Genomic DNA, 13,173 nt, shown 5'->3' on the forward strand with positions numbered 1-13,173 from the left:
CGCTAACTGAATAACATCGCATTTCTTTCGCTGATTTGGCGGTTCAATGTCCAGTAATCGTAGATCACGCCGAGCAGGAAAAAGCCGCCCGTAAACAGATAAATTACCCCCGTAACCCACTTGCCCATATAAAAACGGTGCAGGCCGAATACCCCTAAAAACGTCAGCAGCACCCAGGCGACCGTGTAACTGGTCGCTCCTGAGCGATAGCGAAAGTCCGCATCGCGCTCCATCATCGGCATCAGGAACAGGTCGACAATCCAACCGATGAGGAACAGCCCAAGGGTAAAGAAATACAGGGTCCCACTGATGGGGCGCCCCAGATAAAAGCGGTGCGCCCCCATAAAGCCGAACAACCACAGCACGTAGGCAACCGCCAGACTGTGCGTGTCATCAACACGGGCGGGGCTGTTATGGGCGCTGGACATGATCAGGCTCCTCTTTCTCAGGGGGTTGGTAGCAATTGAAAAATGATGGATACCGCTGGATCGCCCGGCTGACTGGACGGCTCAACACAACGTTCAATCAACAGACCGGATTCACAGAATAGCTCGCTCCAGGCAGACAGTGGGCGAAAGAACCACGGTGCCGCTGATTTGAACTGCTTTTGCAGTGCGGGTTCCAGTCCCTGCCAACTTCCCGCCTGCCAGGCAGACTGATAGCGCTCGGGACGACTGAATACCGGATGTAAGGTTTGCACCAGAACGCGCCCGCCGGGGGCGAGCCGTCCCACCAGCGCCGCCAGCAGCGATTGCAGCGACTCGCCTAATAACGAGAAGTTACAGACGATAACATCGTAATCTGGCGATGCGGGGCGACGAGCCAATGCCTCGTAGCTCACACACTCACATTGCGCGCCTCGACGCCGGGCTGCGTCGATCAGCTCCGGCACCACGTCCACGCCCTCAGCAGAAATGCCCTGCTCTGCCAGTGCTTGCAATAACCAGCCCTCACCACAACCAATATCCAACACGCGGCGGGGCCGCAGTCGGCAAATCGCATCAATAATGGCCTGATTGGTGATCGCTTCGCGGCTTTTGATCGCCCCGCTCGCCAAGGCCGCACACCAGGGTTCAGCGTTCTCTTGCCACGCCTCAATAATGGCCTGCTCAGAAAATTCCGACACGGCGCTCTCCTCCACAGTCATGCCCCAGTATACCGACGTAGCGGTTTGGCCGCTTGCTCAGTACCATAACAAGCTCAACCCTGCGATGAACGAGTCCATGCCTATCCTCACCTTCAAAGGCCAGACCTATAGCTGCGAGCCGGGCGAAACCGTGCTCGGCTGCCTGCTTCGCCACCAGCAAGCCATTCCGCATGGCTGCCTGGCCGGGGTATGCCAGAGCTGTTGCCTGCAAAGTCACCGGGTCCCAACAGACAGGCTTGTCGAAGCCCAACAAGGACTGAGTGAAGCGCAATGTCACAACGGCGAGTTTCTCGCCTGTCAGTTACCGGCAGACCACTCGCTGGAGGTCAGCCTGCCCGCTCAAAAGCCCTGGCACACAGCAACACTTGCTCGCTCAGAGCAACTCAGCGACACCGTCTGGCGGCTTGAGTTTGACAGCAGCCTGCGCTGGCAACCGGGACAATATTTCAGCCTGTCATTGAATGGCATCGACACGCGCTGCTACTCGGCAGCACTGCCCGCCAGCCAAGGCCCATTGGTTTTTCATATCCAGCGCCACCCTGAGGGCAGACTCAGTGACGCCCTTTGCCGATTGAGCGCAGGTGATACGCTGCAGCTTCAGGGGCCATTCGGCGACTTCCGGCTGCGCGAGGACAGCACACCGCGACGCCTGTTGCTGATCGGCAGCGGCACGGGCCTCGCACCGCTGCTGGCCATCGCCGGCGCAGCGACCGAGGACGATCAGTACGACAATATCGTGCTGCTGCGCTGCGCTCGCGGCAACACCGGCCTGTATGAGTCACCGGAACTATCCAGGCTCATCAATAAAGGCATTCATGTTGAAACGGCGCTGTGGGACGACAACGATAGCCTTGAATCCACCCTGCGAGCACTGGCACCACTGCGCGGCGACCATGTCTATCTCAGCGGCAGTGCGCGTTTTGTTCAGCAGTTTGAACGACGTTGCTTTATGCACGGCGCGTCGCGCAGCGATATCCACAAGGAAATGTTTCTGGACTTCAGTCAGACAAAGGCTTAAGCACTTGAGCGGGCCCAGCCCTCTGATATGAGCGAGAAAAAATAACCATAAAAAAAGGGCCGGCAATGCCGACCCTTGATCGCTAAAACGCTGTCGCTCAGACGAAGGTCTGTCCCTGCTCGGCACGCTGTGCCAGCAATGCCGGTACCGCAAAGACCTCACCGTAGCGCGCTTCCAGTTCACGGGCACGCTCAACAAAGGCTTTCAGGCCGTAGGCATTGATCGCCTGGAATGCACCGCCGGTCTGTGCCGGGAAGCCAATGCCCATGATCGAGCCAATATTGCCATCGCCGACGATTTCAATAACGCCCTCTTCCATGGCGCGAACCGCTTCCAGACACTGGCTGAATACCAGACGGTCCTTGATATCCTGATACGGAATTTCGGTATAGCCATTCGGCGCAAAGGCTTCTTTCAGGCCGGGCCAAATGTGCTTCTGACCACCCTGCGGGTACTCGTAGTAACCACCACCGTGGATCTTACCGCGACGCCCGAATTCATTAACCATGCGATCCAGTACCCGAGACGCCGCATTGGCCGCGACCGGTTTGCCCTGCGCTTCCGCATCGGCTTTGGCCTGTTGACCGTTTTTATAAGCCGTTTCCTGACTGATCTCATCAATGGCCGCCAAGGGACCAACCGGAGAACCGTTATCGCGGGCTGCCGACTCGATCAGTACGGGGTTAATGCCTTCTTCCAGCATCGCCGCACCCTGAGTCACCGTTTGCGCAATCACACGAGTAGTGAAGAAGCCGGGCGCATCATTAACCACAATCGGGGTTTTACCCAGCTGCTGGGCCAGATCAAAGGCTTTAGCCAGCGATTCATCGCTGGTTTTTTCACCGCGGATAATTTCCACCAGCGGCATTTTCTCGGCAGGCGAGAAGAAGTGCATGCCAATAAAGTTATCCGCGCGACTGCTTGCCACAGCCAGTTCGGTAATCGGCAGTGCCGACGTATTCGATGCAAACACGGCTGAGTCATCCAGCACCGCTTCTGCCTCCTGAGTCACCGCCGCTTTGATCTTGCGATCCTCGAAAACCGCTTCAATCACCAGTTCACAGCCCGCCAGATCGGCGTAATCGGCAGTGGCTTTGATACGACCGAGGTATTCCGCCTTCTGCTCCTCACTCATTTTTCCCTTGCTGATGCCCTTATCGTAAAAGGCTTCGGCATAGGCTTTCCCGCGATCGGCGTTTTCCTGGCTGATGTCTTTCAACACCACTTCGATACCCTTCTGAGCAGCCGTGGTGGCAATGCCTGCGCCCATCTGACCTGCGCCAAGAATACCCAACTTGCGGCACTGGAATTTCTCCGGGCCCTGGGGGCGGCTGGCGCCGCGGTTGAGCGCTTCCATCTGCACGAAGAAGGTGGTCATCATATTGCGCGCGACCTGATCCAGCAGCAGGCTGAGGAAATAGCGGCCTTCGATTTTTTGTGCGGTGTCGAAGTCGACACGCGCCGCATCGACCACACAGGCAAAAATCGCGTTCTGCGCAGGCATCAGGTTCTTGGTCTGGACCATGACATTGGCCGGGCCAAAGAAGGTCAAGCCCTGGTTGGCGGCATCCTCTGGACCACCGCCGGGCATTTGATAACCCTCGCTGTCCCAAGGCTGCTTCACACCGCCTTCTTTGTTGGTATTTTCCTTAATCCAGGCCTTGGCCTGGGCATGCATATCAGCCTCGTCCTCTGCCAGCGCGTTCAGCAGCCCTTTCTTCAAGGCCTGATCCGCTTTCAGACGGCGCCCTTGGCTGATCAAGCCGATGGCTTCCTGCATTCCCAACAGATAGGTCATGCGCACTACACCGCCCGCGCCGGGCATCAGGCCGATCATGGCCTCCGGCAGGCCCATTTGAATGCCTTTCACCGCCACGCGGTAGTGGCAGGCCAGAGCAATTTCAAAACCGCCGCCCAGCGCCGGGCCGTTCATTCCGACCGCAACCGGCACGCCCAGTGTCTCCAGAATACGCAGCGGCGCTTTGGTCGCCATCACGCCTTCGTACATGCGGGCTTTTTCTTCTGCCGGAGGGTTCAGATCCATTTCCAGCATTTCTTTAATATCGCCACCAGCAAAAAACTGGTTTGGCTTGCCACTGCGAAGGTAGATACCGGTAACGCCGCCCTCGGCCACCATCGCCTGCAGCTCGGCCACCGCCGCGCGCATGGCCTCATCGTATTCCTGACCCATGGTATTTACGGTTTTGCCGGGCTGGTCAAAAATCAGCTCGACGATGCCATCAGCGTCTTTTTCTAAACGAATATATCCCATTGTTCTGTACTCTCTTTGTGGCTGACAGCCGCGCCGCCAGCCCTTGTTCAGTTCAGTGCTTGCTTACACGCGCTCGATGATGGTGGCGATACCGATGCCGCCGCCGGCACACAGGGTGACCAGCCCGCGCTGCAGATCGCGACGCTCCAGCTCATCCAAAACCGTGCCGAGAATCATCGCGCCTGTGGCACCGATGGGATGCCCCATGGCGATGGCGCCGCCGTTGACGTTCAGCTTGTCATCGGGAATTGATAGACGGCGCTGATAGCGCAGCACTACCGAGGCAAAGGCTTCGTTGAGTTCGAACAGATCAATATCGTCCAGCGTCATGCCGGCCTTTTTCAGGGCTTTCTGGGTGGCGGGTACCGGACCATCGAGCATGATCGTCGGCTCGCTGCCGACCAGCGCACAGCTCACAATACGGGCGCGGGGTTTGAGGCCCTGAGCCTTGCCAGCGGACTCATTGCCGATCAGCACCAGCCCGGCACCATCGACGATGCCGGAGGAGTTACCGGGAGTGTGCACGCAGTTGATATTTTCCAGATCCGGGTATCTCAACTTGGCAACGCCGCCGTGGCCGAAATCGTTAAACATCTGGAAGGCGGGTTTCAGTTTTGCCAGCCCCTCGGCGCTGGTATCCGCACGGATAAATTCATCGTGATCCAGAATGGCCACACCATTCATGTCGCAAACCGGCACCAGTGATTTGAAATAGCCGTTGTCGCGGGCATGTGCGGCGCGTTGCTGAGAGCGCAGCGCGTAGGCGTCCACTTCTTCGCGAGTGATACCATCTTGCGTAGCAATAATATCAGCGCCCAAACCCTGAGAAATGAAGTAGGACTTCATCGCCACCCAAGGGTCGCCGGTCGCGCCACCACTGGCGCCAATTCCCAGACGGGACATGGACTCCACACCCCCTGCGGCGACCATGTCTTCAAAACCCGCGGCCACTTTGGCGGCGGCCATATTTACGGCGTCCAGACCACCGGCACAGAAACGATGAAGCTGTGCGCCGGTAGTGATGTCATCCCAGCTTGAGTAGACCAGTGCAGCTTTGGCGATGTTCTGACCCTGCTCTTTGACCGGCTCGCCGCAAGCCAGAATCAGATCTTCTACCTGGGTAGTGTCCAGGTCCAGGCGCTCTTTCATCGCCTCGAGAAGATTGGTCACCAGATCGATGGGTTTAACTTCATAGAGCGAACCACCCTGTTTACCCTTTCCACGGGGGGTGCGAATCGCATCGTAAATAAACGCGTCTGCCATGCTGTGTCCTGCCAATTAATGGGGTTGCTTCAAATTGGCAAAGCATGGCGCCTGAGCAGTTGTTCCGGCAATAACATATCCGGTCAACCCACTGACATATCTGTTATTTCGTTTTGTGTGTCAACGACTTAGCAAGAGGCGCGATTAATCGGTCTCGCGCTCACGCAGGCGGAATTCACCGGGCGTCATCCCCGTCCACTTTTTGAAGCAGCGGTGAAACGCGGAAGGGTCGGTAAAGCCCATCAGAGCGGCGACTGCATTGATCGACAGCTCGGAGCTGCTGAGGTACGCCATTGCGGCGTCGCGGCGGCATTCGTCCTTGAGTTGCTGGAAGGTCGTCCCCTCCTTTTTCAGCCGTCGACGCAGAGTGGGCGCCGACATATTCAGCGCCTCGGTAATGCGCTCGAAACTCGGGAAACCCTGACTGAAATCCTGACCGATCATGGCCCGCACCCGCGCCACAAGGCTGCTGTCATCGCGTCCGTTGTTGAGCACCATCAGCGGATAAGGCGCATTTTTGAGGAAGTCTTTCAGCGTGCGCTCATTCTGGACAAGCGGAAAATTGAGGTAGCGCGTGTCAAAGACAAACTCGTCACGCAGTTGACCGTAGTAGACGGGGCATTCAAACATCTGCTGGTAACGGGCCACTCGGCGACGTTCTTTCGGAGCCTGACCGGCGAATCGCACCTCTTTCAATTCGATATTACTGCCCACCAGCCAGCAGAAAAAGCGGTGCCAGATCGACAGACCGTAGAGATCAGAGGCATCCACATGATCGCCCGCGAAGCCTTTTTTAATGCTGCCATATCCCACAATGGCGCTATCGACACGCGTATCCAGATGAATATGGGTGTCGGCGTCATAGAAAGTGCGGAAAAATTCACAGGCGCGACTGATCGCCTTGCCCAGGTTTTCGCAACCCAGCAGGCAGTAACACATCATTCGGAAGGCGCCGGGGGTGACCTCGTGTCCCAGCATCAGACCAAATGCCTCATCCTGTATCAGGCTCATCACCTGCTGATACAGACGGGTGTACTGCATCGCCGTCACATGAGCCTGATAGCCCTGACTGCGGCTGTCGGCGGGGTTAAAGGGGATTTGCGCGGCACGAAGGAGTTTATCCTGATCGTAACCACGTTCGATTGCCAGGTTCATCAGCGAGCGGGCAAAGCGGCTTGGAACAGCTTCGAGGTCCATATATGTCGCCGTGGTCTCCGATCACATCACACATTCGAGCCGGAATCTTAACACTCCTGCGCTCAGTCTGCTAAGTTGCGTAAAGAAGCCTCAGCGAGTAGAAAAGAACTCGGCAGGCGCGGGGATGCATGTGGCAAAAAACATGGCAGATGAACACTACGATTTATTTTTGACCGGGCAGTTGGCGGTGGGCGCCGACCGCGAGCGCGCGGTTAAACAACTGGCCGCCCTGTTTAAACGTCCCCCCGAGCAGATGGCAAAACTGCTGCAGGGGAGAACCAGTCGCATCCGCAAAAACCTCGATGTCGAGCAGCTGCAGCGCTTACAGCGCGGCTTCGACAAGCTCGGCATTCTCACTGAATCCCGACCGTCCTCCACCACAAGCCCGCAAAAACAGGCGATTGAGCAACACGCCGAGGCGGGCGAACAGGCGCTCAGCCTGAGCCCCGTCGGCAGCCCGGTATTGAGAGAGCAGGAACGACGGAGAATTGATCCCGTGAACGTCGATATCAGCGGCCTGCGACTGGATGCATTGGGCGCCCCCCTCCAGTCGCCGTCCAAGCCGGCGGCTCACAGCCCAGACACCAGCCACCTGCAGATCGCCCCGCAAGACGACGGCACGCCATTGAGCCCGTCTCGCGCCGCGCCTAAGCTGGACCTGGACGAGCTCTGCGGTCACCTCAGCCTGGCTGAGCGTCCCGCATCCTGATCAGGCCTTGGCCTGCGCAGCATCCCGAGGCAAACGAATCACCACGCGCAAGCCGGGGTGATTATCTTCGAGAGAAATACTGCCATCGTGAAGGCGAACAACCGCCTGTACCAGACTCAATCCCAAGCCATTGCCGGGGTGACAACCGCGGCTGCTTTCCACCCTAAAAAAGCGCTGGAATACTTTTTCGCGATCCGCTTCTGGAACCCCCATTCCCGTGTCGGCCACGTAGATACGGTAAGCGTCCGGCTCGATGGAGACGCCAACCATGACCTCTCCCCCTTCCGGGGTGTATTTGATCGCGTTATCCACCAGGTTCGCCACCGCCTGAAACAGCAGGTTCCGATCGCCGATGACCTTACCCACACGAGCCAGCGCCGTTTTGAAGTGCTGTTCCTTGTCACTGGCAAGCGGCTCATACAATTCGATCACGTCCGAAACCACGGTACAGAGATCGACCTCGGCGAATCCTGAGCGTCGGTTGCCGGACTCCACCTGAGCAATGCGCAACAAAGCACTGAAAGTGCCCAACAGGCCGTCAGCCTCGTCGATCAGCGCTTCCACCTGTTCACGGGTGGCCGAATCATCACAGTTGTCATGAAGATCACTGAGCTTGTTTCGCAATCGCGTCAGCGGGGTACGCAAGTCGTGGGCGATGTTATCCGAGACCTGCCTCACCCCGGTCATCAACACCTCGATCCTGTCCAACATCTGGTTAACGTTTTCCGACAGTCGCCGGAAGTCGCCGCTGCTGTGACTGACTTCAATCCGCTCGGAAAAATCACCCGACATGATGCGCCGCAGTGAGGTGTTGATCCCCTCTATTCGACGCATACTCAAGGCGGCAGTAATCGCACCGCCGATAGTGCCCAGAACAATCGTCGCCACCATCGAGCGGGTCAGCGCACCGGCCACCAGCTTGGTGCTATTGAGGACATCGGCATAGTGCCGGGCAACCAGAATATGTTCGCCGCTGGGCAGTTGCATGGAACGGGCGATAAATTCGTTGCCCACCGGATCGACAATACTGCCGGCCAAGGATTCGAAGTCAAAACCCAGCCAGCCGTTGCGATATTCCTTGGTACTCGGCCACTCGTGAAGATTGCCCGCGATCTTGTTGTAGCTGTCATCGCCGACAAAGTAGAAAAAACGTATCAACCGCGACGGTCCGCTGTGTTCTTCCACGAAGGCATCCACTGCGGCAACACCACCGTCTTCATAGGCCTCGCTCAAATCCTGCAGCTCGGCCTTTACCGAACGGTGTACTTCACTGAAAAAATCGTAGGCAATAACGGCGTAAATCAGCGCCAGTACCATAAACACCGCCACGCTGAGCCAGGCGACGTAGCTGACCAGGAAGCGGAACGTGAAACTGGTGAAAATTCTACTCAGAATCATCCAACATATACCCGGCACCGCGAACGGTATTCAGAAGCTGACGATCAAAGCCCTTGTCGATTTTCTGACGCAGGCGACTGATATGCACATCGATCACATTGGTCTGCGGATCAAAGTGATAGTCCCACACGTTTTCAAGCAGCATGGTGCGCGTCACGACCTGTCCGGCATGGCGCATCAGGTATTCGAGCAGCTTGTACTCGCGGGGCTGCAGGTTAAAAACCTGACCGCCGCGGGTCACCTTGTGCGCCAGCAGGTCCATCTCCAGATCGCCAACTTTCAACCGCGTCACCGCCGAGCTGGACTCGTGACGCCGCAGTATGACTTCTATACGGGCCAGCAACTCGGCAAAGGCAAAGGGCTTCACCAGGTAGTCATCCCCGCCGGCCTTCAGCCCCTTCACGCGGTCATCCACCTCGCCCAACGCACTCAGTATCAATGCCGGGGTGCTATCGTTCGATGCCCGCAGTGTTTTGATAATGGTCAGGCCATCCACATTGGGCAGCATGCGATCGACGATAAGAGCATCGAACTCTTCGGTCGTTGCCTTTACCAGCCCGGATTTGCCATCGGCAACATGTTCAACCTGATAGCCGCTCTCCTTGAGTCCCTTGACGATGTACTCCGCGACGCTCAGATCATCTTCAATCAGTAATATGCGCATTGCAGACTGCTTCCTTCCCCTATTTTATTATCGCGAAAACCCAATGGCCGTCACTTAACGCCAAGCATTGTAGACGAGTGACTGACCAACACCATGCTCTATATGGCATATCCCCGATCGTATATCTACTGATTATCAATCATCCAGCTCATCGCTAGCCTGTTAAGCATCCTCAGCAAAAGAATAATTTCAGGCGAGGCAACGGTATGACAGCTCGGCACAGAGATACAACAAGCAGAACAATATCGCGCTGCGCGCTGTTCGCCTTGTTCAGCGTAGCGATGTCGTCGGCCGTCCATGCCCAGCAGGGCGGCCATTGGCTTACCTTGCCCTCAGACCATGAGCCCGGCTATCGCCCCACTCTGCGCTACTGTGTTGAATTGGATGAAGTCTCCGGCAACTTCGTTGCTTACAATGCCAACGAAGCCCGCTTTAACCGCATCTGGATGGATCAGCACCAGGCAAAAACGGGCTCCGCGGCCCAGAAAGAGTTGCTGAAACTCGGCGCAAAAGCGCTCTACCGAATGATTCACCGCCGCATGTCGCTCAGCTATCTGCCAGACGAAGAGGGCCGTGTGCAACTGGCACAGCAACGGCAGTCAGTAGATATCGACTACCGCGTACACCTCCGCAGCAGCTCACTCGCATTGGGCTTCGAGCTGAACTTCTAAAGGCGGCGACCTCTGCTACAATAGGCGCCGTTTTCCGACGGATCGCCCGAAGCATGAAAAACAGCACGAAAAAACCCTCTCCCGACGCCACCGAAAACTACCCGACAGCAGGCGCCTGGCGCCGCATTGCCGCGGCTATCTACGATGGCTTTTTGCTGTTTGCCGTGCTGTTTGTTGCCTCACTGATCCCCACCCTGATTGTCAGTCGCGATGCGCTGGGCGCGTCACCCGGCACCAATTCAGTGGTTCACGAACTCAATACGCCCCTGCAAGGCTGGCCGTATACGATCTACCTGCTGGCAATCACGGTGGCATTTTACGGTTGGTTCTGGCGCAAAACCGGACAAACACTGGGCATGCAGGCCTGGCGATTGAAACTGGAGTCCAATGACGGACAGCGTGTTGGCTGGACACAGGTGCTTCGTCGCCTGCCCGTGGCCGCCGCAGCGTTTTTTATGGGCGGCTTGGGCTACTGGTGGATATGGCTGGACCGCGAGGGGCGTAGCTGGCAGGACATCGCCTCCAACACCCGCGTATTGCAGCTTCCCAAACAGAAAAAGTAGGCCCGGCTCAACTGCGCCGCAACATGAGCAGCAGCCCCGCAACAAAGCAGATCGCGATTGGTCCCACGCTGGCATAGATGGGATCGAAGCCGTAAACGAGGCTGGACGGCCCGAGGATATCCTGCAAGGTACGGAAGATAATCCCCACCATCACCCCGACAAAAATACGGTAACCCATCGTCACGTCTCGCAACGGACCGAAGATAAACGAGATCGCGACAAACACCATGCCCATAATGGTTAGGGGCTGCAAAATCTTATTCCAGAACGCGAGTTCATAGTCTCCCGCATTCAGCCCCTGCTGTTTCAAATAGCTGGCATAGCGCCACAGCCCGGAGATCGACAGGTCATCGGGGTCCAACACCAGAATATTCAGCAATTCCGGCGACAAGCCCGAGTCCCACTCCTTCTGAGAAGCCGAGCTTGATGTCGCCTTGTCGTCGGCAAACTGCACCTGTCGCACATCTTCCAGCGACCAGCGCCCATCACTGTAATTGGCTCGGTTCGCGTAGGTGCTTTGCAGCAGGTTACGATCATCATCAAAGCGGTAAATACTTACGCCATACAACACGCCGTTCGGTTGTACCGCGTTGAAGTGCATGAAGTCATTGCCCTCTCGATGCCACATGCCGTGGCGAGAGTGACTGCTTTCGGATTTCTGCAGGGCGATTGCCCGCTGACTCTCGGCGATCTGCATCGCGGCGGGCGCCACGTATTCAGCAACCAGCAATCCCATCAGGGTGATGAACAGTGTCGGCTTGACCACTGCCATCACCAGGCGGTAAGTCGAGACTCCTGCCGCACGCATGACGACCAGCTCGCTGGAACTGGCCAGCGACCCCAGTCCCGCCAGGCAGCCGACGAGGGCCGCGAAGGGCAGGTATTTGTAGATGGCATCAGGGGCGATCAGCCCCACATATTTGAGAACCCCGACGAAGTCGTAATCTCCGCGAATCTCTTTGAGTTCGTCAATCAACGCCGACAGTAGATCAATACCCACAATGACAAGCAGCACCATAAACACCGCCGCAGCCACAGTTCGCCCGATATAGCGATTGAGCTTACGCATCGCCATCAGTTACGCCCACGCCGCCAAGACAGCCACCAATGCCGGTGAACGCTGTCGGAATAGAGCAAAATCAGCCCCAGTATCAGGAAGATGGCATGGATGACCCACATGCCGGGAAACACCGGCCACTCCCCTTTCGCCATGGCGTCGCGCACGGCATTGAGACCAACCAGATAAAACATATACAGCATAAACGCCGGAAACATTTTGCCGTAGCGGCCGCGACGATGATCCGTTTTGCTCATCGACACGGCCAGCAAGGCAGCAATGGGCACCAGCACACTGAGCGAGATCCGCCACTGCACGGCGGCAATGTCCTCCAGTGAATCGCTGCCCCACAACTCGGCGGTGGACTTACCGTCCAGTTCCTGACGATAGGTTTTCACCTCCGGATCACGCAGTAACTGACTCAGCCGGTCAAAGCTGGTTACTTGATAGTCGGCCATTCCGGGCTCGCCCACGTAGCGCACGCCCTTATCCAGTACCAGGTGACGCTCACCCGTCTCCTCGTCAATGCGGAAGCGTCCACTGTCTGCGGTGACCAGAGAAACCAGCGAGCGCTCCGGCCTGTCCGTCGCTTCTGCCTGCGCGAGAAACACGCTGTACATGGTTTGCTCGTTGCGATCCGTTCTTTCTATATAGGTCACTCGACCACTGCTTTTATCGATGCGAAACCGTCCCTCTACCGCTGCTTTCACCCCGATCTCCGCCCGGCTCTCGGCCAGCTTGTCAGCATAGGCCTGAATACCGGCGGGCGTAATTACCATGCTGAGATACGCCACGATCGCGGCCACAAATAGTGCGGGAATCTGTGTGTAGAGAAGCAGACGACGGCGACTCATGCCACAGGCACTCATCACCGTCATCTCGCTGTCGACATAGAGGCGACCATAAGAAAGCAGGATGCTGATAAACAAGCCGAGGGGTAATACCACTTCCAGAAAACCGGGAAGGCGGTACAGCATGATCAGAAACAGCACGTCGGGAGAGAAGTCACCCGCGGCAACCTGCGCCAGGTATTTGACAAAGCGACCGCTCATGATGATCGCCAGCAACACCAGGGTCACGGCGAACACCGACTTCAGCACTTCACCGGCGAGGTAACGAAATAGAATCACAGCTCCCCGCTCTCCTGTCTGGCAAATAGTTTCACGCGCAGATAATACCCTTTACACTAGCCATTGATAAAATGACAGATACGT

General features: G+C 57.1%; 13 protein-coding genes. 4 read left to right on the forward strand and 9 right to left on the reverse strand.

Annotated elements, in window-relative coordinates; all coding sequences use genetic code 11:
- Positions 1-2: 2 nt before the first annotated feature.
- Positions 3-428 carry an NINE protein gene (locus G411_RS0102240; RefSeq protein WP_022957543.1) on the reverse strand — a complete coding sequence of 142 codons (426 nt, stop codon included), beginning with the start codon at positions 426-428 and terminating at the stop codon, positions 3-5.
- Positions 429-445: 17 nt separating this feature from the next.
- Positions 446-1,126 (reverse strand): class I SAM-dependent methyltransferase, encoded by a 681-nt coding sequence (locus G411_RS0102245; RefSeq protein WP_022957544.1) that lies wholly within the window; start codon positions 1,124-1,126, stop codon positions 446-448.
- Positions 1,127-1,223: 97 nt separating this feature from the next.
- Here G411_RS0102245 and G411_RS0102250 point away from each other — a divergent pair, with 97 nt between their 5' ends.
- The gene (locus tag G411_RS0102250; protein ID WP_169530601.1) at positions 1,224-2,165 is read left to right on the forward strand and encodes an FAD-binding oxidoreductase; all 942 of its coding nucleotides are present in this window, start codon (positions 1,224-1,226) and stop codon (positions 2,163-2,165) included.
- Positions 2,166-2,262: 97 nt separating this feature from the next.
- Here G411_RS0102250 and G411_RS0102255 read toward each other — a convergent pair whose 3' ends face one another.
- The 3 genes from G411_RS0102255 to G411_RS0102265 form a co-directional block, all read right to left on the reverse strand.
- Positions 2,263-4,437 (reverse strand): 3-hydroxyacyl-CoA dehydrogenase NAD-binding domain-containing protein, encoded by a 2,175-nt coding sequence (locus G411_RS0102255; RefSeq protein WP_022957546.1) that lies wholly within the window; start codon positions 4,435-4,437, stop codon positions 2,263-2,265.
- A gap of 63 nt (positions 4,438-4,500) precedes the next feature.
- Entirely contained in the window at positions 4,501-5,700 is a 1,200-nt protein-coding gene (locus G411_RS0102260) for an acetyl-CoA C-acetyltransferase (RefSeq protein ID WP_022957547.1), read from the reverse strand.
- Between the two features lie 144 nt (positions 5,701-5,844).
- Positions 5,845-6,897 (reverse strand): AraC family transcriptional regulator, encoded by a 1,053-nt coding sequence (locus G411_RS0102265; RefSeq protein WP_022957548.1) that lies wholly within the window; start codon positions 6,895-6,897, stop codon positions 5,845-5,847.
- 142 nt (positions 6,898-7,039) lie between these two features.
- Between G411_RS0102265 and G411_RS0102270 the strand changes: the two genes are divergently transcribed.
- Complete coding sequence (locus G411_RS0102270; protein ID WP_157581096.1) at positions 7,040-7,606, forward strand: hypothetical protein; 567 nt, start codon at positions 7,040-7,042, stop codon at positions 7,604-7,606.
- On the opposite strand, the gene G411_RS0102275 is transcribed toward G411_RS0102270, so the two are convergent.
- Positions 7,607-9,004, reverse strand: coding sequence for a sensor histidine kinase (locus G411_RS0102275; RefSeq protein ID WP_022957550.1), 1,398 nt, complete (start codon positions 9,002-9,004; stop codon positions 7,607-7,609). It abuts the gene before it with no gap.
- Positions 8,991-9,668 (reverse strand): winged helix-turn-helix domain-containing protein, encoded by a 678-nt coding sequence (locus G411_RS0102280; protein ID WP_022957551.1) that lies wholly within the window; start codon positions 9,666-9,668, stop codon positions 8,991-8,993. The genes G411_RS0102275 and G411_RS0102280 overlap by 14 nt, the downstream gene beginning before the upstream one ends.
- A gap of 281 nt (positions 9,669-9,949) precedes the next feature.
- On the opposite strand from G411_RS0102280, the gene G411_RS0102285 reads away from it, so the two are divergent.
- Both G411_RS0102285 and G411_RS19020 read left to right on the forward strand, forming a co-directional pair.
- Complete coding sequence (locus G411_RS0102285) at positions 9,950-10,339, forward strand: hypothetical protein (RefSeq protein WP_022957552.1); 390 nt, start codon at positions 9,950-9,952, stop codon at positions 10,337-10,339.
- A gap of 53 nt (positions 10,340-10,392) precedes the next feature.
- Positions 10,393-10,902 (forward strand): RDD family protein, encoded by a 510-nt coding sequence (locus G411_RS19020; RefSeq protein WP_022957553.1) that lies wholly within the window; start codon positions 10,393-10,395, stop codon positions 10,900-10,902.
- Positions 10,903-10,909: 7 nt separating this feature from the next.
- Here the strand turns inward: G411_RS19020 and lptG are convergent, their stop codons facing one another.
- Positions 10,910-11,977: an LPS export ABC transporter permease LptG gene (gene lptG, locus G411_RS0102295; protein ID WP_022957554.1), complete on the reverse strand. Its 1,068-nt coding sequence runs from the start codon at positions 11,975-11,977 to the stop codon at positions 10,910-10,912.
- Complete coding sequence (gene lptF / locus G411_RS0102300) at positions 11,977-13,089, reverse strand: LPS export ABC transporter permease LptF (RefSeq protein ID WP_022957555.1); 1,113 nt, start codon at positions 13,087-13,089, stop codon at positions 11,977-11,979. Before lptF ends, lptG begins: the two co-directional genes overlap by 1 nt.
- Between the last annotated feature and the right edge of the window lie 84 nt (positions 13,090-13,173).

This window comes from Spongiibacter tropicus DSM 19543 (assembly GCF_000420325.1).
Lineage (GTDB): Bacteria > Pseudomonadota > Gammaproteobacteria > Pseudomonadales > Spongiibacteraceae > Spongiibacter > Spongiibacter tropicus.